Consider the following 21,149-nt stretch of genomic DNA (forward strand, 5'->3'; position numbering starts at 1 on the left):
TCCCGACACGGCTACTCAAAAACAATAGGAGAACTTAACATGTCAATGAATGCCTTAACAAACTCGGCTGCTGCCCGTTGGACCAACATTAAAATTGGTCTCCAGGCGTTGCCAAAACAACTCCGGTACACCTTCAGTTTACGCGAGAATATACGTGATCTGACAGCATTAACCAAAACCTCACGCATCATGATGGGGTTAATGCTCAGCGCAACGGTTGTCGCGTTTATTTTAGGTCAAAACTTTGGTTTTATTGGTTGGATCAGTTTGATAACTGGTATCGCGACGGTCATGAATCTGATTTTAGTGGATCAGGGCCGCTTAACAAATTACAGCTGGGGTGTCCTTGGTTGTGCGGTGTGGTTAATTGTTGCTTTAAATAATCATCTAATCGGTGATATTGCGTCGCAATCTTTTTATTTTGTGATGCAGTTTGTCGGCATCTCGGTTTGGCATCAAAATAAAGGGCGCGACAATACGGTGCAAGCCAAAAAACTATCAGCCAAAAATGCCGTATTGTATCTCATCATGACCTTTGTGATTTATGGGATTGTTTTAGGCATTAGTCATTCGCTGCATGGTGCCCAAATTTACCTTGATGCGACACTGTTACCGCTTGGCATCATTGGGCAAGTCTTGATGACCTATGGGTATCGCTCGCAGTGGATTGCTTGGATTGTATTAGATGTCATTAACGTGATTATCTGGACCAGAGCCTTGCAAGCAGACCCATCTGCTGGGGCAACGTCGATGCTTGCTTTGCAAATCATGATGTTAATTAATTCATTTTATGGCCAATATATGTGGTTAAAAAAGTCACAAACCGCTTAACAAAAAAGCAACCAAATGCGATTTGGTTGCTTTTTTAGGTGAGCCAGAGGCAAATCATGCTGCCAATGACCATAAAAATAACTAAATAGACGACGTTGAGCCAAGTAAATGTTTTGAAAAAATGATAACTTGAGCGATCACGGTCAAATAGCTGATATTGACGTAAGGCGAGTAAGTTGGCCAGTGAGGCAATGAGCGTTCCTAAACCACCAACGGTAACGCCCAAATACAAACCAGTCACGTGCGTTGTGAATTTAGAGAGTAATACCGCAGCGGGTACATTACTAATTACTTGGCTACTGATGACGCCGGCAAAAAATGTTTTGAGCGTTGTGTCTGTTGTGAATGACAAGAGGTGGTGAATGGCTGGTAAGCGACTAATGGCACCGACAATGATGAAAAAATTGATGAACATGAACAAAATGCCGTAATCGACTTTGACGAGAACTTGGCGATCTAACAGACTAGCGGCTAATAAACTGACCACGACGGCTAGCCAAATTGGTAAGACTGACAAGATACCAAGTAATACGATCACCGTAGCGACTAATAGCCAGCTGACTTTGCGCCGATCAATGGGTGGGACTGTTGTCGTCATGGCTGGAATTGGTCGTGCCGGAAAGAACAAGGTGACGACAACTAAGCTTAGAAAACCAAGCATACCGATTGGTAGTGATAAGGTCATAAAGTGCGGTAAGCTGAGATGATAATACGAGACTAAATAGAGGTTTTGTGGGTTACCAAACGGCGTCAACGCACTGCCAAGGTTCGCATAAATGGTTAATAAACTAATCGGCACAATTTTTTTGAGCGCGAGTTGTTGACTAATCTTAAAGAAGATGGGCACGAGTGTCAAAATGGCCACATCATTGGTAAAAAACATCGAGCCAACAAATGAAAAGAGGAGCATTACCCCAATGATATCTCGGGTTGTGCGACATTTCGCCACAATGGTGTTAGCGATGTAAGTCAAGACATGGAGTTGGCCGTAAATGGTGACAATAACAAGCAACGCCAGCAGTGCCAAAATGGTGTGACTATCAATATCTTTCGGCGACACTTGGCCGAAAATAAGGGCAACGATGGCTAAGCCCAACGTGACCAAAAACGTTTTATCGGTATAAATTCTTTTGACTACTGTGATCATTTTTTTGCTTTCTAGAATTCGATATTCACTCATTATACCTGATTTTTCAGGGCTACGGGTTGCTAATCACGATGGGATTTGGCTTAGGCTTGTTGGGATAAAATCCGGATGAGTAAAGTTTCCTCAGTCGTTAAATTATGATTTTTTCGAAAGGCCACATTGGCACTAAAAGTTGGTTGATTGTCATCAAGTAAGGGGATGGCGACAATATTTGGATCGGTTGGGGTTACGATATTGGTTAGTAGGGCGACCCCGATGTTTTCGGCTACTAAGCTCATGAGAAAGGAAACATCATTGGTTTTTAAGAACGTTTTGGGGCGAATGCCAGCGGCTTTGGCTAATTGTTTCATCGCTTGGACGTGAATAAAACTGGCATCAAATGAGACAAACAGTTGGTCTTTTAAATCTTTAAAATAAATACCAGTTTGCTGTTGGGCTAACGGATTCGTTTTGGCCATATAGATATAGAACGGGGCTGTGGCAAATGGAAAAACTTGGAGTTTGTCATTAGTGGCTTGACCTAAAGAACCAAGTAAGGCTAAATCAATATCGCCATTAACCAACGATTGGGTTAATCCGTTAGAGCCAGCTTCATAAATATGCATATGGTCAATATTATATTGGCGATCAAAAGCCTTGGTGGCTGACACGATTTTGGCAAAATAAGCATGTTTGAGAATTGGGGGCAGTCCAATTGTTGTCGTGCGTGATTGCAAATGGGTAATTTCTTGGTGGGCGCTATCGAGTTCATTTAAAATAGAGGCCGCATGTTGGTAGAGTTGTTCGCCGGCTAGCGTAAATTTAAGATCTGCGGTCGCATGTCCGCGAATCACTAACTTGGCTTGAAAGTATGTCTCAAGTCGTTTGATGGCACTGCTAATGGATGGCTGACTTACTTTGAATTTTTTAGCCACTTTTGTAAAACTTTTTTCATGATATAACGCATCATAATATTTTAAATCGTTAATTTGCATGCTTAAACCCCTAAATATCAATGTTTTGATTATTACCATAAATTTTATTTATGACGACGTGCTTGTTTGACTATAAACGATGGCGACCTGTATAGTCAAGGCAGTTGTTAAATGATAAACAAACATTTGGAGGATTTAAACATGACAACCACAGGATATGACGTACTGCGTAATCCATTTCTGAACAAAGGGACGGCTTTTACACAAGAAGAACGTCGCACGCTTGGTCTGATTGGGACTTTGCCAAGTCAAGTACAAACAATCGATGAGCAAGCCGCACAAGCCTATCAGCAATTTCAATCAAAAGATGCGCCACTGGAAAAGCGTATTTTCTTGATGAACTTATTTAATGAAAATGTCACGCTGTTTTATCATTTGATGGACCAACATGTCGCTGAATTTATGCCAATTGTCTATGATCCAGTTGTAGCTGATGCAATTGAACAATATAATGAAATTTTTACTAATCCACAAAATGCTGCCTTTTTGTCAGTTGACCGACCAGAAGACATTAAACAATCCTTGCTAAATGCCGCAGCTGGTCGTGATATTAAGTTGGTTGTTGTGACTGATGCTGAAGGCATTCTTGGCATGGGTGATTGGGGTGTCAACGGGGTTGATATCGCGGTTGGTAAATTGATGGTTTATACCGCAGCAGCCGGCATTGACCCAGCTAGTGTTTTGGCAATCAGTATTGATGCAGGCACCAATAATCAAACTTTGCTCGACAACCCACGTTACCTGGGTAACCGGCACCCACGGGTTGCTGGTGAAGATTATCTCACATTTATTGATCAATTTGTGACTGCTGAACAAGCTTTGTTCCCTGAATCATTGTTGCATTGGGAAGATTTTGGTCGGGGAAATGCCCAAGTTATCTTAGATAAATATAAAGATGAAATCGCAACCTTTAACGATGATATTCAAGGGACTGGGATGATCGTTTTGGCTGGTATCTTCGGGGCTTTGAACATTTCTAAGGAAAAACTCGTTGATCAAACCTTCGTTACCTTTGGCGCTGGGACAGCTGGCATGGGAATTGTCAATCAAATATTCACAGAATTGCAGCGTGCTGGCTTGACTGCTGACGAAGCCCGCCAACACTTCTACTTGGTCGATAAGCAAGGGTTGTTATTTGACGATACACCAGACTTAACGGCCGCCCAAAAACCATTCACCCGTTCACGTGCTGAATTTGTCAATGCTGATACGTTGACAAACTTGGCGGATGTTGTGAAAACGATTCATCCAACAGTTTTGATTGGGACGTCAACACAACCGGGAACCTTTACCGAAGAGATTGTGAAGGAAATGGCCGCACATACACCACGTCCAATTATTTTCCCCTTGTCAAATCCAACCAAACTGGCCGAAGCAACTGCTGAAGATATCATTCAATGGACCGATGGTCAGGCTTTGATTGCAACGGGTATTCCGGCTGCTGATGTGACTTACAAGGGTGTGACTTACAAAATCGGACAAGGGAATAATGCTTTGATTTATCCTGGTTTAGGCTTTGGGTTGATTGCATCAACGGCAAAATTGTTAACGCAGGAAACTATTTCGGCGGCGATTCATGCGCTTGGTGGCTTAGTTGATGCGCAAGAAGCAGGCGCTGCAGTATTGCCACCGGTTTCTCATTTGACGGCGTTTTCACAAAAAATTGCTGAAGTGACCGCTCAAAGTGTCTTGGATCAAGGTTTGAATCGTGAGCCAATTGCTGACGCAAAACAGGCTGTTAAAGATGCGAAGTGGTCGGCAGAATATTAAGCGGGATAGATAATAAAATTATGATGCAAAAAATACGGGCAACACAGGTTAGTGGCGTTAATTTACCGCTTTACCTCACCATGATGGTCATTTTAGCGTTGACCATTGCGTTGCATAAGTTGCCGCTTAATATGTTGGGCTTAACGTTGATGTTAGTCTTGCTGGGACACTTTTTCTACTATATTGGTAATCGCTTGCCGATCGTTAAATCTTACTTGGGTGGTGGGTCGGTCTTTACCATTTTTGCAGCTGCAGCGTTAGCGGCACTGGGTTGGATACCAGCTGATGTGGTCACGGCAACCAAAACCTTTATGAATGAAAACGGCTTATTGGATTTTTATATTGCCGCGTTAATTGTCGGCTCAATCCTAGGTATGAATCGTAATTTGTTGTTAAAGGCAGCCGTGCGGTTTATTCCAGTATCGCTAGCAGCAATGGTACTTGGTTTCTTTGCTGTTGGTATCATCGGCTGGTTGCTTGGCGTTGGTTTTGGTCATGCGGTAATGTTTGTGTCGATGCCGATGATGGCTGGTGGTATTGGCGCTGGTGCCGTTCCACTATCACATATTTATGCGCAAGGATTAGGGACGAATGCTGGGGTCATGTTTTCTGAATTAATTCCAGCCGTGACGTTAGGCAATGTCATGGCAGTCATTGGGGCAGCCTTGATTGCCAAAGTCGGTGCCAATACCAAATATGATGGGCATGGTGTGCTAATTCCGATTACAGCAGCTGAAAAATCACAACCGGTGACCAATCTTGATGCAACACGCATCGGTGTGGGGATAATGCTTGCCTTTTCATTTTTCTTGGTCGGTACAATCTTGAATGATTTCGTACCAAAAGTGCATACCTACGCGTTTGTTATTATTTTAGTGATTATTTTTAAAGCCTTTAATTGGGTACCCAAGCCATTAGAAGATTCAGTTGTGATGTTTAATCAAGTGATCATGGGGAATTTAACGCATGCCGTGCTGGCTGGTATTGGGTTAGCCTTGATTGATTTGAACGTGTTAGCGCATTCACTGACTTGGCAGTTTGTGTTGTTAGTTTTGACTAGTGTGTTGGTGATGGGATTGGCAAGTGCGGTAATCGGTCAGTTATTTGGCTTATATCCTGTTGAAGCTGCAATTGCAGCAGGGATGGCTGATAATAGTATGGGTGGTACTGGAAATGTTGCTGTTTTGTCAGCCGCTAATCGCATGGAGATGATTGCTTTTGCCCAGATGGGCAACCGAATGGGTGGCGCTATTGTCTTGATTCTTGGCGGTATCTTAATTCGTTTCTTACATTAAAATGTCACCGCTGGGATCACTGTTTAGAGATAAAACTTGCAATTATTGTTTTTTCCTTTATACTTATAAATAGTAAGAAGATAGGAGAATTCATATGACAAAGTATGGTGTTATTGTTGGTTCAATTCGGGAAAATTCATATTCAAAGGGTGTTGCGGATGCACTTGTTGCTGGTTTGCCAGCTGATGCAGAGGTCACTTACCTTAATATTGCGGATTTGCCATTATATAACCAAGATTCCGACGCGGCTTCACCAGAAGCTTACACACGTTTCCGAAATGACGTTTTGGCACAAGATGCCTTCATTTTTGTGACACCAGAACACAACCGTAGCATTCCAGCAGCTTTGAAAAACGCGTTGGACGTGGCATCACGTCCTTGGGGCCAAAATGTTTGGGCTGGTAAGCCAGCTTTGGTTGCCTCACAATCAGTTTCTGGCATCGCTGGCGTATTGGCACACCACGTGTTGCGTCAAACATTGGTTTTCTTAGACATGCCAACCATGCAACAACCAGAACTTTACATCGGTAATGTCGGCACACTTGCTGATGAATCAGGTCAAATTACAAATGCGGACACCAAAGCCTTCTTGGCTGATGCCGCCCAACAATTTGTGACATTTGCTGATAAGTTTGTGTCATAATTTTAAATTTGAAAAAGTCGCGGCCGTGAGGTCACGACTTTTTTTGTTGGCCAATAATTGTTGTATGAATCGTAATATTAAATTTGTGTTATCGCTTTCAGTAAGTGCTATAATGGGGCCAAAGATGCTGAACATAAGTTAACGCAAGCAAAGGAGCAGGAACATGAAAGCAGCTGTATGGCATGGTGTAAAGGATGTACGTGTTGAGGACGTGACGTTAAAACCGTTAAAGGCAAATGAAGTTGTGGTTCGTGTTGCCTATGCGGGTATTTGTGGCAGTGATTTACATGAATATCTGGAGGGGCCTGTCTTTATTCCGGTTGAACAACCAGATGGTTTGACAGGTGGTCAAGCACCGCTAACTATGGGACATGAATTTTCTGGGGTGGTTGAACAGGTTGGCGCTGATGTGACTGGCTTTAAAGTTGGGGATCATGTGTCAGTTAATCCAACTGTCACTAAGGGTGAAGTCGCAGATGATGTTGATGTGTATGATGGGTATAGTTTTATTGGTTTGAGTACAGATGGGGGCTTTACTACCCATGTGAATGTCCCAGAAGCTAACTTGTACCATTTACCACAGGACTTTCCGCTTACCTTAGCTGCGACGATTGAACCAACTGCCGTAGCCGTACAAGCCGTTAAAGAAGGTGGCTTGCGTTTTGGTGAAAAAGTGGTCATCTTTGGGGCTGGACCAATTGGTGTCTTGGTTGCCGCAGCGGCTAAGGCAGCGGGGGCGACTAAAATTGTGGCTGTTGATTTATCAGCAGTTCGACTCGAAAAAGCTTTGGAAATGGGTGCCACTGATGTGGTGAATCCCAGTGAAGTTGACGATACAATTGCCGCCATTAAAGCCATTATTCCTGATGGTGCCGACGTGACGTTTGAAGTGGCTGGCGTGCAACCAACCTTTGAACAAGCGATTGCTGCCACACGTCCACGCGGTACCATGGTGATTGTGTCAATCTTTGCTAAACCAATTAGTTTTGACCCGATGCAATTAATGAACGCTGGGGTTAAGCTGACGACAACGATTGCTTATTCAAAAGAGACTTTCCAAAAAACCGTTGATTTGGTGAGCCAAGGCCTAATCGATGTGGCGCCAGTGATTACTGATATGATTGCGTTGGATAACATTGTCACCGATGGCTTTGAGTCATTGACAACCGATAAGTCCCAGGCAAAAATTTTAGTGAACTTAGCAGACGAAGACTAGGCCGTTGTGCAGCATTGGAAGAACCGATGACTGATAATATTTATCAATTTAATGCCGTAAAAGAAGACGGTGAGACGTATTCACTCGGGGACTTTGCTGGTCAGCCAATGATTATTGTCAATACGGCAACAAAGTGTGGCTATGCGCCGCAATTTGAAGCATTGGAAGCCCTTTATCAAACCTATCAGTCGCAAGGTTTGGTAGTGTTGGGCTTTCCATCGAACCAATTTAAGCAAGAGTTGGGATCAGCTGAGGAAGCAGCGGCCGCTTGTCGTTTAACCTATGGCGTGTCTTTTCCGATGCATCAATTGATTGCAGTGAATGGGCAACAGACAGCACCGCTCTTTGCGTATCTTAAAGATCATGCCAAAAACGTCTTGGGTCAACGTATTAAGTGGAATTTTACGAAGTTTTTGGTTGATCAAGAAGGGCATGTCGTGAAGCGCTTTTCACCAGCAACATCACCAGAAGCGATGATCCCTGAAATCGAAAAATTATTGGCCTAATAGTGATTACAAGCATCTTTTAAAGTCGAAAGATGCTTTTTATGCGCCATTTTTTGATATATATGTCGTCTGTAAAGCCAAAATAAAACTGGTGGCGGACAGTCTTTTACGTGCTGTGTTACGGTAAAAAAATGTGGGCATTTTGTTTGGTTTGTGAGATAATTATCGCTATACAGAATTAATACAACAAATGAGGTAGAACAAAATGTCTATTGTTAAGGCACCAAAATGGGTTTCAGCTGGTGCATTAGTTGCGTTGGGAATTGTTTATGGCGATATTGGGACATCACCCCTCTATACGATGAATTCGATTCTCAACAGTGCGCGTAGTGTGGCACAAATCCAAGAATTTGTGCTGGGTTCCGTGTCGTTGGTCTTTTGGACATTGATGTTGATTACAACGGTCAAATATGTCCTGATTGCACTGCGAGCAGATAATCACGGTGAAGGTGGTATTTTTGCGTTATATAGTCGGGTACGTGAAACAAATAAAAAGTGGTTGTTGATTCCTGCGTTGATTGGTGGGGCAGCGCTCCTAGCGGACGGGACGCTAACGCCTGCGGTAACGGTAACCACAGCCATTGAAGGGTTAAAAAATCAACAAATTGGGACCTTTTTGTTCCCAGATAATCAGACCGTGGTGATCGGTGTTGTCAGCGTACTATTACTTGTGATTTTTACGTTCCAAAAAGCGGGGACCAAAAAAATTGGGAATATTTTTGGTCCGGTGATGCTCGTTTGGTTTTTGTTTATTGGGGTATTTGGTCTCATTAATATTTTCTCTGATCTGTCGATCTTGAAAGCCTTGTCACCAGTATATGCGATTCAAATTCTCTTTAATCCGGAAAACAAGACGGGGATTTTTATTCTCGGGAGTGTCTTCTTGGCGACAACGGGTGCGGAAGCGCTATACTCGGATATGGGACACGTGGGTAAGCGGAATATCTATATCAGTTGGCCGTTTGTCTATAGTATGCTGGTGTTGAATTATATGGGGCAAGGTGCTTGGATTATGTCAAATAGTCAACGCCCTGATCTTTTGGTCCAATCCGCCAATCCATTCTTTGAAATTTTGCCGGGTCACTGGCGCTTTGTTGGTGTTATCCTAGCAACACTGGCCGCTATCATTGCCTCACAAGCCTTGATTTCGGGCGCTTATACCTTAGTCAGTGAAGCGATTAACTTGAAAGTCATGCCACGCCTACGTATTTTTTATCCAAGTAATGTTCGTGGGCAAATGTATATTGGCATGGTAAATTGGTTGCTTTGTGCGGTTGGACTGATTGTGGTTTGGAGTTTCCAAACATCACACAATATGGAAGCGGCCTATGGGCTAGCAATCACAATCACGATGTTAATGACAACCATTTTATTGTTTGAATTCATTAAATTGCAAGGCCAAAAAGTTTTGGCGTATGGCTTCTTAATACTATTTGGTTTCATTGAATTTGTTTTCTTAATTGCCAGTCTGGCGAAGTTTATCCACGGTGGCTATGCGACATTGATTATTATGCTCGCTATTTTGCTGGTGATGGTGGTCTGGTATTATGGTAATAAGCGACGGGAAGCCATTTCGAAGCAAGATGATTATGTGTCATTGAAGGATTATCGTAAGCAACTGATTAATCTCTCGAAGGATGACGACGAACCAATTTTTGCGACGAATTTGGTCTACATTGCGCATATGCATCAAAATTATATGCTAAAGCGGTCAATGATCTATTCAATTCTTGGCTCACGGCCAAAACGCGCGACGATTTATTGGTTTGTGACGGTTAAGGAATCAAGTGATCCTTATGGTAAGAGTTATGCGGTCGATATGTTGGGAACGGATAATATCGTCCATGTGACATTTAATCTTGGGTTTAAAGTGGAACCGCAGATTCCGGTTTATCTAAAACAGGTGGCCAATGAGTTGATTAAACAAAATGTATTAAAGCCACAATTCCCTAAATATGCCATGAATAAACATGGTAACGTTGGTGATTTTAAGTATGTTGTGGCTACCCAATACTACGCTGATCTCTTGAATTTACCTAACATTCATGCTTGGGATCGCTTCCTAATCGGTGGTCGTGTTTGGTTACAATCACATACGGTGAGTTCAAGTAACTTTTATGGGTTGGAGTTTAGTGATGTGGTAGAAGAAATCGTACCGCTCTTTATTGCGACTGCCAATCGTCAGAAGTTAACCCAGATTGAAGTGAAAAACATTTTGAAGGACAACGAGTAGTGGTATCATTACCGGGAAAATCGATTGGTAATCAGTCGATTTTCCCGGTATTTTAATCTGATAAATTTATTTTTCTTTTACTATTTTTTGTGTTAAATTAGGTAATGTAGCAAAAAAATAATATCATTAAAGGAATGACAATATGTCTGACAACAACAAGACAGAATTGCCACTTGACGGGTCAGCTTCACGCCTTGATCGTCACAGGGCTGACCTGCATCAACCAAAGCGTAAAAAGGGTTGGCGTATTGCGTTATTGGTTTTGAGTGTACTGGCATTGGTCGGTATCGGTTTAGGTACCTTCTATGCGAGCAAGTTGAAACAATCAATTGACCATTCATACTCGGCAACAGGCCTTAAATCTGAAAAAATGTCGAGTCAATTAATTAAAGATAAGAAGCCGATTTCTTTTTTGGTGTTGGGAACCGATACGGGAACGACGGGTGGTTTTGGCGCAGATCGTGATCGTTCGGGTTTGACAGACTCACTGATGTTAGTGACGGTTAATCCTGAAAAAGAGACTACGACCATGATTTCGTTGCCACGAGATATTATGACATCCATTGACGGGTTTGAAGAAAGTTTCCCACAAAAACTCAATGCGGCGTACGCTTTCAGAGAAACGGCTGATGAAGAAGCGACTTTGGGCGATGGCGTGAGCACGACCATTACGACGATTCAAAAAATGTTTAATATCCCAATTAATTATTTTGCCATGGTGAATATGAGTGGGCTTGGCGATGTAGTGGATCGACTTGGTGGGATTCAAGCAGTATCACCTTTGACTTTCGACTTTAGTCAAGAAACGGCACACGAAACAGGTAATGATCTTTATCGTTTTACCGAAGGAAAGAGTGATTATTATTATGCCGCCGACGGTGAACATTTTAAGCATTATAAGAAGATGGATGGCAAAGCCGCTTTAGCTTTCTCACGGATGCGTTATCAAGATCCAAAGGGTGACTACGGTCGTACCCAGCGTCAACGGATTTTACTTGAAGCGATCATGAACAAAGTCAAAACGAATCCGACAACGATTTTGAACACTGATTTCATTAATGCCACAACGAAAAACATTGCCTCAAATCTTAAATTAGGGGATATGTTAGCATTGGGATCAAACTACATGGCTGCAACGAAGCACATTAACTCTTATACTGTCCAAGGTGAAGGCCAAATGTATCAAGGTGTGTCTTATCAACGGGTAACGACGGCACAACAGCAAGCCGTAACGGATACGGTGCGCTCAGCCCTTGGGTTATCACCGGCAACAACTGGTGAAGAATTTGGTAGTGATGTCACGTCATACCAGTTGGCACAAGTTGGCTCTGCGGATGACCAATATCCAGAATTCAATACTGCAAGCAACGAAAAATTGCCCAATAATTAACGCACCTGTCACTGAAGAAAAGAGGCCCCTATGAACGTTTTTGCAACCGTTAAGAATAGACGATTTTATCGCTATTTTGTTTTACTGGCCATTGTGGTCCTCATTTTCTTGCTCAGACAGTTTATGTCTTTGCTGTTATTGACGACAATTTTTTCGTATTTAGCCTTAAATGCTGGTAAGCGTGTCCAACGCATTTTCAAGCTTTCTCGTGGGATTGCCATTAGTTTAGTTTATATCGTTTTTGTTGGCTTCCTGACTTGGGCGATTGATCATGGGGCCAATACGCTCATTCATCAAGTCAAAAGCATGATTGTCCTCGCAACGGATCCCAGTTGGCGATCCCATGGGATTTTAAAAGAAGTCTATAAAAATTTTCATCAATATACGAACTCATTTAGTACCGAACAAATCTTAACGAAGGCGCTGTCGCAAATCAATCAATTGGGTCATATTATCTATGAATTGATTTTAGCGTTACTATTTAGTTTTATTTTTTGTATTACTTATCCGCAGTTAAGAAATTGGTCGCTCCATTTTTTGCACAGTCCATACAAAAAGTTTTTTGGTGAATTTTATATTATTTTGCACCGCTTTATTATCATTTTGGGCCGTCTATTTGAAGTTCAACTGTTGATTTGTGTGATTAATACCGCCGCAATGGTGGCGGTGTTAGCCTTTTTACAGTTCCCATATTTACTAGGTTTTACCATCATGATTTTTGTTTTAGGTTTGATTCCAGTTGTCGGTGTGTTGGTGTCGTTAGTACCGTTAACGATTACTGCCTTTATTATCGGTAATTGGCATACGGTCATTGTGATCCTCATTGCGGTGGCTGTGATTCACTTTTTGGAATCTTACTTCTTGCACCCACATTTTATGTCACATCGGACGCATATGCCCATCTTGGTGATCTTATTGAATTTGATTATCATGGAAAAGCTCTTTGGTGTTTGGGGTCTTGTGATTGGGTTACCAATTTTAACGTTCTTATTAGATTTTTTCAAAATTCAACGTTTTCGTGGCGTTTAAAGCCGCATAAAAAAGCACGTGTGCGCACACGTGCTTTTTTCATTGACAGGAATGGTTTTGGGTGCTACTCTGAAAGGGTTAAATAATTAATCTTCGGGGCAGGGTGAAATTCCCGACCGACGGTGATGGGACAACGTGTCCCAAAGTCCGTGACCCGCGTGATTGTTCATGCGGTTGACACAGTGAGAATCTGTGACCGACAGTTAAAGTCTGGATGGGAGAAGAGATAGGCAAGATGGGGATTTTCTCTATCTTGGGCTTTTTTGAATCGATCAAATTACTGTAAACCCGATGTGCTGTTATTAGCATATCGGGTTTTTTGTCCTGAAAATACAGGAGGTAAAGATGGATGATTTAACAGGGCTTCGTCTGGCAGCTATAGCGGCTGCCAAGGCACAGCCAGAACAAACTTTTGAAAATCCGCGGGTTGGCGCGGTAATCGTGAAGGCCGATCAAGTCTTGGCGGTTGGTTGGCATGAACGGTTTGGTGGGGCGCATGCGGAAATGAATGCGTTTCATCACTTAGGCGCTGCCCGTGATGCACAGGGGGCAACGCTGTATGTCACGCTGGAACCATGTGCAGTCCGTGGTAAAGTAGCCGCCTGTGCTGAAACGATCCGTGACTGGGGGCTGGCACGAGTGGTGATTGGTGACTTGGATCCTAACCCAGCCACACATGGTTTAGGTGTCCAAAAATTACGCGCTGCCGGTATTTCAGTGGTCGTGCTTGATACTGATGATAGTCGGCAGCTTAATCCAGCGTTTTATCAGTATCACGAACAGCACCAACCCTATATTCAACTCAAATTAGCTCAATCACACAATGGTTATGTGAGTGCAGTGCGTGGGCAACGTAGTAAAATCACGGATGCCGTAGCGGATTTAGATGTCCATCGCCAGCGTGCGCGACATAGTGCTATTATTGTCGGTTCTGAGACGTGGCGTATTGATCAGCCACGCTTAACGGTACGTGATGTGGTGTTAACGCATCAACAACCGCAACGGGTAGTGATTGATCGGCGTGGTCGCTTGGCGCATGAACCTGCGGCCCGCTTAAAAGATTGGTTAGTGTATACAGAAAATGCACAATTTGCCCAACAACCAAATGTTGTATTGATGTCGGCGGGGTTACCTGGGGTGATTGCTGATCTTGGTCGTCGGGGCATGCAATCTGTGATGGTCGAAGGCGGTCCTACTCTGATGAGGAGCTTCTTACAAGCCCAACTCTGGCATGAATGTCTCATTTACACGGCAGATAGTCTTTTAGCTAACGGCGTCAGCGGGATTGTGTTGCCACAGTTGCCAGATGATATTCAACGCATCGGTCATACGCAACGACAACGTTATATTAATCAGGAGGTTGCCACATGTTTACAGGCATCACGCAAACCATTGGTCGTGTAACCAGCATTCAGCAGCAATTATCACAAACATTGCGCCTCCAGGTGACCGCGTCTAATCATTTTTTTGAGACCAGTAAGATTGGGGATAGTATCATGATTGATGGCGTTTGTTTAACGATTGTGACGAAAACAGCTGACGTAGCAACCTTTGACATTATGCAACCAACTTATGCCACGACCATTGTGCAACAATATCAGATTGGGCAAGCTGTTAATCTGGAAAAATCCATGTTGGTAACGGATCGGTTTGACGGGCATATTGTGTCAGGACATGTCGACGGCATGGCACAAGTGACGCAAGTTGCTCAAATTGAGGACACTGTGTTATTGACATTTAAACCTGAGCAATCGACATTACGACAACAAATTGTGCCAAAAGGCGCCATTACCGTGTCAGGCGTCAGTTTGACCGTGGTCACTTGTGCAACAGATACTTTCACAATCGGGTTAATTCCACATACCTTGACCCACACAACGTTAAGTGACTTACGCGTCGGGGACAAGGTTAATCTTGAAACTGACATTTTAGCAAAATATTTGATGGGAGCGACACATGAGTGATACAGTACAAGCCCGTGTCCGGCAGGCGGTGGCAGCTTTAAAGCAAGGCGAACTGATCATTTTAACAGATGACCAAAACCGTGAACATGAGGGTGATTTAGTCGGGTTAGCCTCATTTGTGACGCCTGAAAAAATTAATCAAGCGCTCACTATTGCCCGTGGGGTACTGGCCGTGCCGATGACCGCTGAACGGGCTGCTGCGCTCGGATTAGCGCAAATGACGCAACAGAATTCAGAAAAATTTGGGACAAAATTTACGGTGAGCGTCGATCACATTGATAGCACAACAGGGGTGTCGGCCTTTGAACGGGCCCATACAATTCAACAACTCGCGAATTTGAGTGCTGGGGCCCAACAGTTTGAAACACCTGGTCATATTTTCCCATTGGTTGCTGAAGATGGTGGCGTCTTGCAACGACAAGGGCATACGGAAGGGGCGGTTGAACTGGCCAAGATTGCCGGTGTGCCACCAGTCGCCTATATTATTGAAATTTTATCTGATGATGGCCATATGGCCAGAGAAGCAAGTTTGGCCAAGTTAGCCGCAACGCATGGCTTACAACAATTAAGTATGGCTGACTTGGTGGCGTATCGTGAATTTGAAGCGACGTTAAGTATTCAGGAAGGCGTAACCGTTCATTTGCCAACGCGGTACGGCGATTTGATGTTAACGGAATATCAAACCGGTCAAGCGGAACCAGCGCTCTTACTCCGCAGTCAACAATCAGTATCAGAACCGCCATTAGTACGGTTACATTCTGAATGTTTAACTGGGGATACGTTTGGGTCCTATCGTTGTGATTGTGGCCCGCAATTACAAGCTGGATTGGCCATGGTCGCCCAAGATGGTGGGGCCGTTTTGTATCTGAGACAAGAAGGGCGGGGAATTGGCTTGCATGAAAAATTACGTAGTTATGTCTTGCAAGAGCACCAGTTCGATACCTATGATGCTAACCTACATCTCAATCATCAACCTGATGAACGAACTTACAGCCAAGCAGCTGAGATACTGCGGGCGGCGGGTTTGACGACGATTCGGTTAATCACCAATAATCCAGATAAAGTGACTGCTTTAAAAGCGTGTGGGATTGACGTTGTCGCGCGTGTGCCGTTGTTAGTTGGCAAAAACCCCTATAACGAAACCTATTTACAAACCAAAAAAGAAAAATTCCAGCACCAACTCTAAAAGGAGACCATGATGATCTATTCAGGCCATTTCACGCAACATGAACATCGACGAATTGCAATTGTTGTCAGTCGATTTAATGATTTAATTACTGAGCAACTCTTAAAAGGTGCGCAAACGACGCTAGTCATGCACGGTGTCGCAGCAGAAAATATCAGTGTATTTTGGGTGCCAGGGGCATTTGAAATCCCAATGGTGGCCAAGCAAGTCGCCGAAACGCAAGCCTTTGATGGGATTGTGACGCTGGGCGCTGTGATTAAAGGCGATACCGCGCACTATGACTTAGTGATTAATGCTGCGGCGGATGGGGTGGTAGCGCTCGGTCAGACGTTGTCAATCCCAATTGTCTTTGGTGTGGTCACGACGGACACATTAGAACAAGCCCAACATCGTGCTGGCGCCAAAGCTGGCAATAAAGGCGCTGAAGTCACGCTGAGTTTACTCGAAGTGCTTAGTCTTTATGACCAAATTGTGCCCATTGCGCGGCAATAAACAGCATGGTGCACAAGCCATCGGCCACATCATTTGAACTAAGTTCAAAAACATTTGAGCAAGCGGTTAACCGCTTGCTTTTTTTGTTGTTAAACATATTGGTTGACAAATGTCACATTTCAACATAAAATTTACTTATAAAAAATAAGTGAAAACAAGGAGCAGAACATGGCGCCAGAAAAAGTAATTTTAGGATTAGATACATTTGGGGATGTCCCCAAAAACAGTGATGGGCAGTTGATGACGTATGCGCAAGCGTTGCGTCAAGTTGTCAAAGAAGCGGTGTTGGCCGATGAATTAGGCGTTGATGTCATTACGCTAGGTGAGCACCACCGTGAAGAATTTGCCATTTCTAGTCCTGAAACAGTTTTGGCCGCGATTGCGACACAAACAAAGCAAATTACCCTTGGTTCTGGTGTGACGGTCTTGAGTTCTGATGATCCAGTCCGTGTCTTTGAACGTTTTTCAACGTTGGATGCCGTTTCTAACGGTCGCGCCCAGATTATTTTAGGGCGTGGTTCTTTCACAGAATCATTCCCATTGTTTGGTTACGATCTTGGTGATTACGATGCTTTATTTGAAGAAAAAATCGCCATGTTTTCAAAGTTATTAGAAGAAAAGCCGTTTGATTGGCAAGGTGAATTTACCCAGAGCTTGAAACAAGCCGACGTCTTTCCAAAAACGGAAAGAGGTCATTTGGACACCTGGGTTGGTGTCGGTGGTTCACCAGAATCGATTGTCCGCGCAGCGCATTTTGGTTTCCCGGTGATTTTAGCCATTATTGGTGGCGATCCAATTCGTTTCAAGCCGTATGTTGAACTGTACGAACGGGCGGCTAAGCAGTTTGAGATGCCAACGCACCCATTGGGAATGCACTCTCACGGTTTCATTGCTGATACGCAAGAAGCTGCTGTTGAGATGGCTTGGGAAAATATTAAGCTCGCCTTTGATAAAATTGGGGTGACGCGTGGTTGGGCACCAATGTCTCGCGAACACTTTGAACACGAAATCCAATCTGGTTCAATGTATGTCGGCACACCAGAAGTGGTTGCCCAACGCATGGCTAAAGCGATTAAGACGCTTGGGGTTGGCCGTTTTGATTTGGTTTATGGTGCTGGTGAGCAACCCGCAGCAGCCCGTGAACGGATGATTGAATTGTACGCCACTGAAGTCATCCCACGTGTACGAGAATTATTAGCGGAGGATTAACCATGGCGATTAAAACAGTCGGTATTTTGGGGGCTGGAAAAGTTGGGATCGTACTGGCACAATTAGCCTTAAAAGCTGGATACGAGGTGTTGATTGCTGGCTCTGGATCAGTTGAAAAAATCGCTTTAACAGTTGAAGTGTTAGCACCTGGCGCAAAAGCCGTCACGGCAGCAGAGGCGGAGGCTAAGGCCGATTTGGTCATCCTAGCCTTGCCATTAAGTAAATATGAAACAATTGATCGCTCTGGTTTAGATGGTAAACTCGTGTTAGATGCGATGAATTATTGGTGGGAAGTTGATGGGATTCGTACTGATTTAACCAATCCTTTGCAATCGTCAAGTGAATTAGTCCAACGCTTTTATCCAATAGTCAAGTGATAAAAGCTTTTAATCATATGGGTTACCATGATTTATTTGACGAGTCAGCACCAGCAGGGACACCAAAGCGTAAGGCATTGGCACTGGCCGGTGATGATGACGCCGCCATTGCGACAGTTCGTGGGTTTATCAATGATTTAGGTTTTGATAGTCTCTATGTTGGACCATTGGCAAATGGCATCATGCTCGAACCTGGCAGTGAAGTATTTGGTGCCAATGTAACGTTACCAGAATTACAAGCCATGATTGATCGTTTTGCGCAATCACCACGTGGTCAAGAAATTAAATCAGCTCGAGAAAACGCCGCTTTGTAGGCGTTTTTTTTAGTATAATAAAAGTGATGAGGTGACCATGCGTATTCTATTGATTGACAATTATGATTCATTTACTTACCTGCTCGTAACCTACTTGAAAGAGTTAGGGCAAGACGTGACGGTCGTGACTGAAGCGGATGCCTTAGCCGAACAAGTTAAGCAAGCGCCGGCTGCTGTGCAAGCCGACTATCAAGCGATTGTGATTTCACCAGGGCCAAAAACACCAAAAGAAGCGGCATTTTCTCGTCAAGTCGTGACGACTTACGCAGGACGCTTACCAATTCTTGGGGTGTGTTTGGGACATCAGGTCATTGCAGACGTTTTTGGTGGTCAAGTGATTCGCGGGGATCGGCCACAACACGGGGTGACGTCAACTTTGACGCATACTGGTCAAGGTCTCATGACGGGGTTGCCCCAAAATTTTCAAGTCGCACGGTATCACTCGCTGATTGTAACCGCATTACCGGCGGTCTTTTGTGTTGATGCACGTAGTGAAGATGGCGTTATTCAAGCCATGCATCATCAAACGTTGCCTATCTGGTCGGTACAGTTTCATCCGGAAAGTTGGATGACGGCACATGGTTACGATATTTTAAACAATTTTTTGGAGCAGGTACAGGATTTTGAAAAAATTTAAGCGCGATAATGCCAATATTTGGGATGTTTTCTTGGCGCATTATCGGCCAGATGAAGAAATCGTTTTGCTTTATACGAGTCAGCCTGAGGCGTCGGAACACTTCAGTATTTTGGCCCATGCGCCGTTTGCAACGGTCACGCAACGTGATGGTGTTGTCCGTATCAATCAGGCAAAAACGACATTATCCTTTTCTGAAGCGGTGGATGCGCTGCGCACAACCAAACTACCAGAATTATCGGACTGGCCGATCCAACCTGAAATCTTAGGCTTTGTGAGTTATGAAGGTGATCCGGCGCGATTTAGCCTGTATGACGAGCTCATGCTGTTTGACCACGAGACACAGCAATTATATGTCGCCCAGTTTGAGCAAACTGACCAAGCCTATTGGTTATCGGCAACTTCACCATTACCAACACCACAGAAAGTCCCAGCCGTGCGGCAACCGGCGGCGATTTTTATGGATCAGACGCGTCAGGAATATATGGCCAGTGTTGAAAAAATGCGGGCGCATATGGCCGCTGGTGATCTGTATGTCGGTAATTTGACCCAACAATTTGATATTTTATCTGATGCTGAACCGATTAGTGTTTTTCAAGCATTAGTGACGCAAAATCCAGCGCCTTTTGCCAGTTTCTTACACTATCCAGATTGGGAAATGACCCAAATTTCAAGTTCAGTCGAGCGCTTTGTCGCCATTCATGACCGTGAATTGACCACCAAACCGATTAAGGGGACGATTGCGCGCGGCCAAACGCCTGAAGAAGATGCGCAAAATCTGGCCAAACTCGCAAATAATACTAAAGACCATGCAGAACTATTGATGGTAACCGATTTATTGCGTAATGATGTGGCCCGCATTAGTGAACCAGGCCATTTGGTTGTGAAAAAATTGGCTGCCGTGGAAACCTTTGCGCATGTTCATCAACTTGTGACGACTATTCAAAGTCGTGTGAAGGCGGATCTGACCTTTACTGAGTTCATGACAGCAATGTTTCCCGGCGGCTCCATTACTGGCACCCCAAAAAAAAGTGCGCAAGCCGTGATTGCCAGTCTGGAAAAACGACCACGTGGGATTTATACGGGGATGCAAGGTTGGTTGAATCGGCAGCTCGATTTAGATATGAACATTGCGATTCGAACATTGGCTTTTGATGGGCAGACTTACCAGCTTGGGGTTGGGGGTGGGGTCACTTATGAAAGTGATGCTGCCGCTGAATTTGATGAAATCCTGGTCAAGGCGCAACCATTTTTAACTGTTTTTGGGATTGAGACGCTACCGACCCCAATTTTTACCACTGGACAAGTCAAAGATGGCCAGTTATTAAATTTATCGGCCCATGTCACGCGACTTGCGCGACAGTATCACCAACCGGACTTGTCACAACAGCTACAAGCTTTAGCTGCTCAAAGTCCGGATGGGGTACTACGGGTTAGTACCGATGGCGACACATTATCCGCTACCACACGGCCGTTACCGCCTTTAGTGGGACCGTATCGCGTGAAGTTAGCGGATGAAGCGATTGCCCCGTCCGTCCTGACCCAATACAAGTTATCCGGGCCGACATTTCAAAAGGTATTTCATCCGGAAGTAGTGCGCGCAAAAACACAGGGCTACCAAGATGTGTTGTTCCATACAGATGGTGTCGTGACCGAGTTGTCAATTGGTAATTTCCTAGCGAAACGCGGTGATACTTATGTGACACCAAGCACTCAAGCTTTGCCGGGGACGTATTTAGCAGAATTTGCCAAAACGCATCACGTCATATATGCTGAGATTCCGGTGAGTGAGTTAGTTAATTTTGACGCTTTTTATATGACAAATGCCGTTCGTGGTCTGGTTGCGATTGATCTCGTTGGGATCTGATTGTTTTTATGCCGCGGTGAAGCCAAAATAAGGTACAATAGACTTACAAAATGTGAGTTGTTGGGCTCACAG

18 protein-coding genes, 1 pseudogene and 1 riboswitch are annotated in these 21,149 nt (G+C 44.0%); of the genes and pseudogenes, 17 read left to right on the forward strand and 2 right to left on the reverse strand.

Features of this window, described 5'->3' with window-relative positions:
* The first annotated feature begins 45 nt into the window (after window positions 1–45).
* Window positions 46–831 carry a nicotinamide riboside transporter PnuC gene (pnuC, locus tag A9176_RS06330; RefSeq protein ID WP_077283263.1) on the forward strand — a complete coding sequence of 262 codons (786 nt, stop codon included), beginning with the start codon at window positions 46–48 and terminating at the stop codon, window positions 829–831.
* Between the two features lie 34 nt (window positions 832–865).
* On the opposite strand, the gene A9176_RS06335 is transcribed toward pnuC, so the two are convergent.
* On the reverse strand, window positions 866–1,978 hold the full coding sequence (locus A9176_RS06335) for an SLC13 family permease (RefSeq protein WP_077282677.1): 1,113 nt from the start codon (window positions 1,976–1,978) through the stop codon (window positions 866–868).
* 83 nt (window positions 1,979–2,061) lie between these two features.
* Window positions 2,062–2,952, reverse strand: coding sequence for a LysR family transcriptional regulator (locus A9176_RS06340; protein ID WP_077282679.1), 891 nt, complete (start codon window positions 2,950–2,952; stop codon window positions 2,062–2,064).
* 141 nt (window positions 2,953–3,093) lie between these two features.
* On the opposite strand from A9176_RS06340, the gene A9176_RS06345 reads away from it, so the two are divergent.
* The 16 genes and pseudogenes from A9176_RS06345 to pabB all read left to right on the forward strand — a co-directional run bounded on the left by A9176_RS06345 (window position 3,094) and on the right by pabB (window position 21,077).
* A complete protein-coding gene (locus A9176_RS06345; RefSeq protein WP_029509347.1) occupies window positions 3,094–4,722 on the forward strand; it encodes a malolactic enzyme in 1,629 nt (542 codons plus the stop codon).
* Between the two features lie 23 nt (window positions 4,723–4,745).
* The gene (locus A9176_RS06350; RefSeq protein WP_077283265.1) at window positions 4,746–6,017 is read left to right on the forward strand and encodes a 2-hydroxycarboxylate transporter family protein; all 1,272 of its coding nucleotides are present in this window, start codon (window positions 4,746–4,748) and stop codon (window positions 6,015–6,017) included.
* Between the two features lie 94 nt (window positions 6,018–6,111).
* Window positions 6,112–6,660 (forward strand): NADPH-dependent FMN reductase, encoded by a 549-nt coding sequence (locus A9176_RS06355; RefSeq protein WP_077282681.1) that lies wholly within the window; start codon window positions 6,112–6,114, stop codon window positions 6,658–6,660.
* Window positions 6,661–6,823: 163 nt separating this feature from the next.
* Window positions 6,824–7,876 carry a 2,3-butanediol dehydrogenase gene (locus A9176_RS06360; protein ID WP_077282683.1) on the forward strand — a complete coding sequence of 351 codons (1,053 nt, stop codon included), beginning with the start codon at window positions 6,824–6,826 and terminating at the stop codon, window positions 7,874–7,876.
* Window positions 7,877–7,902: 26 nt separating this feature from the next.
* Complete coding sequence (locus tag A9176_RS06365) at window positions 7,903–8,382, forward strand: glutathione peroxidase (RefSeq protein ID WP_010004943.1); 480 nt, start codon at window positions 7,903–7,905, stop codon at window positions 8,380–8,382.
* A 205-nt stretch (window positions 8,383–8,587) separates the two neighbouring features.
* Window positions 8,588–10,615 (forward strand): KUP/HAK/KT family potassium transporter, encoded by a 2,028-nt coding sequence (locus tag A9176_RS06370; protein ID WP_077282685.1) that lies wholly within the window; start codon window positions 8,588–8,590, stop codon window positions 10,613–10,615.
* Between the two features lie 142 nt (window positions 10,616–10,757).
* The gene (locus A9176_RS06375; RefSeq protein ID WP_077282687.1) at window positions 10,758–12,005 is read left to right on the forward strand and encodes an LCP family protein; all 1,248 of its coding nucleotides are present in this window, start codon (window positions 10,758–10,760) and stop codon (window positions 12,003–12,005) included.
* A 30-nt stretch (window positions 12,006–12,035) separates the two neighbouring features.
* Window positions 12,036–13,034, forward strand: coding sequence for an AI-2E family transporter (locus A9176_RS06380; protein WP_077282689.1), 999 nt, complete (start codon window positions 12,036–12,038; stop codon window positions 13,032–13,034).
* An 85-nt stretch (window positions 13,035–13,119) separates the two neighbouring features.
* Window positions 13,120–13,264, forward strand: a riboswitch (FMN riboswitch).
* 115 nt (window positions 13,265–13,379) lie between these two features.
* On the forward strand, window positions 13,380–14,438 hold the full coding sequence (gene ribD / locus A9176_RS06385; protein ID WP_077282691.1) for a bifunctional diaminohydroxyphosphoribosylaminopyrimidine deaminase/5-amino-6-(5-phosphoribosylamino)uracil reductase RibD: 1,059 nt from the start codon (window positions 13,380–13,382) through the stop codon (window positions 14,436–14,438).
* Entirely contained in the window at window positions 14,402–14,998 is a 597-nt protein-coding gene (locus A9176_RS06390) for a riboflavin synthase (protein ID WP_077282693.1), read from the forward strand. Before ribD ends, A9176_RS06390 begins: the two co-directional genes overlap by 37 nt.
* Window positions 14,991–16,184, forward strand: a complete 1,194-nt coding sequence (locus A9176_RS06395) for a bifunctional 3,4-dihydroxy-2-butanone-4-phosphate synthase/GTP cyclohydrolase II (RefSeq protein WP_077282695.1) — start codon at window positions 14,991–14,993, stop codon at window positions 16,182–16,184. The genes A9176_RS06390 and A9176_RS06395 overlap by 8 nt, the downstream gene beginning before the upstream one ends.
* A gap of 12 nt (window positions 16,185–16,196) precedes the next feature.
* On the forward strand, window positions 16,197–16,676 hold the full coding sequence (gene ribH / locus A9176_RS06400) for a 6,7-dimethyl-8-ribityllumazine synthase (RefSeq protein WP_077282697.1): 480 nt from the start codon (window positions 16,197–16,199) through the stop codon (window positions 16,674–16,676).
* A 168-nt stretch (window positions 16,677–16,844) separates the two neighbouring features.
* Window positions 16,845–17,885 (forward strand): LLM class flavin-dependent oxidoreductase, encoded by a 1,041-nt coding sequence (locus A9176_RS06405; RefSeq protein ID WP_077282699.1) that lies wholly within the window; start codon window positions 16,845–16,847, stop codon window positions 17,883–17,885.
* Window positions 17,886–17,887: 2 nt separating this feature from the next.
* Window positions 17,888–18,576, forward strand: a pseudogene (locus A9176_RS06410) (NADPH-dependent F420 reductase).
* Between the two features lie 37 nt (window positions 18,577–18,613).
* Window positions 18,614–19,213: an anthranilate synthase component II gene (locus A9176_RS06415; RefSeq protein WP_077282701.1), complete on the forward strand. Its 600-nt coding sequence runs from the start codon at window positions 18,614–18,616 to the stop codon at window positions 19,211–19,213.
* Complete coding sequence (gene pabB / locus A9176_RS06420; protein ID WP_077282703.1) at window positions 19,200–21,077, forward strand: aminodeoxychorismate synthase component I; 1,878 nt, start codon at window positions 19,200–19,202, stop codon at window positions 21,075–21,077. The genes A9176_RS06415 and pabB overlap by 14 nt, the downstream gene beginning before the upstream one ends.
* The last annotated feature ends 72 nt before the right edge of the window (window positions 21,078–21,149 follow it).

This window comes from Leuconostoc garlicum, assembly GCF_001998805.1.
In the GTDB taxonomy this organism is placed as follows: domain Bacteria; phylum Bacillota; class Bacilli; order Lactobacillales; family Lactobacillaceae; genus Leuconostoc; species Leuconostoc lactis.

Excerpts from the sequence above, each read along its gene's own strand:
- pnuC (WP_077283263.1), top strand. The coding sequence starts at position 46 with ATGAATGCCTTAACAAACTCGGCTGCTGCCCGTTGGACCAACATTAAA.
- A9176_RS06335 (WP_077282677.1), bottom strand. The coding sequence starts at position 1,978 with ATGATCACAGTAGTCAAAAGAATTTATACCGATAAAACGTTTTTGGTC.
- A9176_RS06340 (WP_077282679.1), bottom strand. The coding sequence starts at position 2,952 with ATGCAAATTAACGATTTAAAATATTATGATGCGTTATATCATGAAAAA.
- A9176_RS06345 (WP_029509347.1), top strand. The coding sequence starts at position 3,094 with ATGACAACCACAGGATATGACGTACTGCGTAATCCATTTCTGAACAAA.
- A9176_RS06350 (WP_077283265.1), top strand. The coding sequence starts at position 4,746 with ATGCAAAAAATACGGGCAACACAGGTTAGTGGCGTTAATTTACCGCTT.
- A9176_RS06355 (WP_077282681.1), top strand. The coding sequence starts at position 6,112 with ATGACAAAGTATGGTGTTATTGTTGGTTCAATTCGGGAAAATTCATAT.
- A9176_RS06360 (WP_077282683.1), top strand. The coding sequence starts at position 6,824 with ATGAAAGCAGCTGTATGGCATGGTGTAAAGGATGTACGTGTTGAGGAC.
- A9176_RS06365 (WP_010004943.1), top strand. The coding sequence starts at position 7,903 with ATGACTGATAATATTTATCAATTTAATGCCGTAAAAGAAGACGGTGAG.
- A9176_RS06370 (WP_077282685.1), top strand. The coding sequence starts at position 8,588 with ATGTCTATTGTTAAGGCACCAAAATGGGTTTCAGCTGGTGCATTAGTT.
- A9176_RS06375 (WP_077282687.1), top strand. The coding sequence starts at position 10,758 with ATGTCTGACAACAACAAGACAGAATTGCCACTTGACGGGTCAGCTTCA.
- A9176_RS06380 (WP_077282689.1), top strand. The coding sequence starts at position 12,036 with ATGAACGTTTTTGCAACCGTTAAGAATAGACGATTTTATCGCTATTTT.
- ribD (WP_077282691.1), top strand. The coding sequence starts at position 13,380 with ATGGATGATTTAACAGGGCTTCGTCTGGCAGCTATAGCGGCTGCCAAG.
- A9176_RS06390 (WP_077282693.1), top strand. The coding sequence starts at position 14,402 with ATGTTTACAGGCATCACGCAAACCATTGGTCGTGTAACCAGCATTCAG.
- A9176_RS06395 (WP_077282695.1), top strand. The coding sequence starts at position 14,991 with ATGAGTGATACAGTACAAGCCCGTGTCCGGCAGGCGGTGGCAGCTTTA.
- ribH (WP_077282697.1), top strand. The coding sequence starts at position 16,197 with ATGATCTATTCAGGCCATTTCACGCAACATGAACATCGACGAATTGCA.
- A9176_RS06405 (WP_077282699.1), top strand. The coding sequence starts at position 16,845 with ATGGCGCCAGAAAAAGTAATTTTAGGATTAGATACATTTGGGGATGTC.
- A9176_RS06415 (WP_077282701.1), top strand. The coding sequence starts at position 18,614 with ATGCGTATTCTATTGATTGACAATTATGATTCATTTACTTACCTGCTC.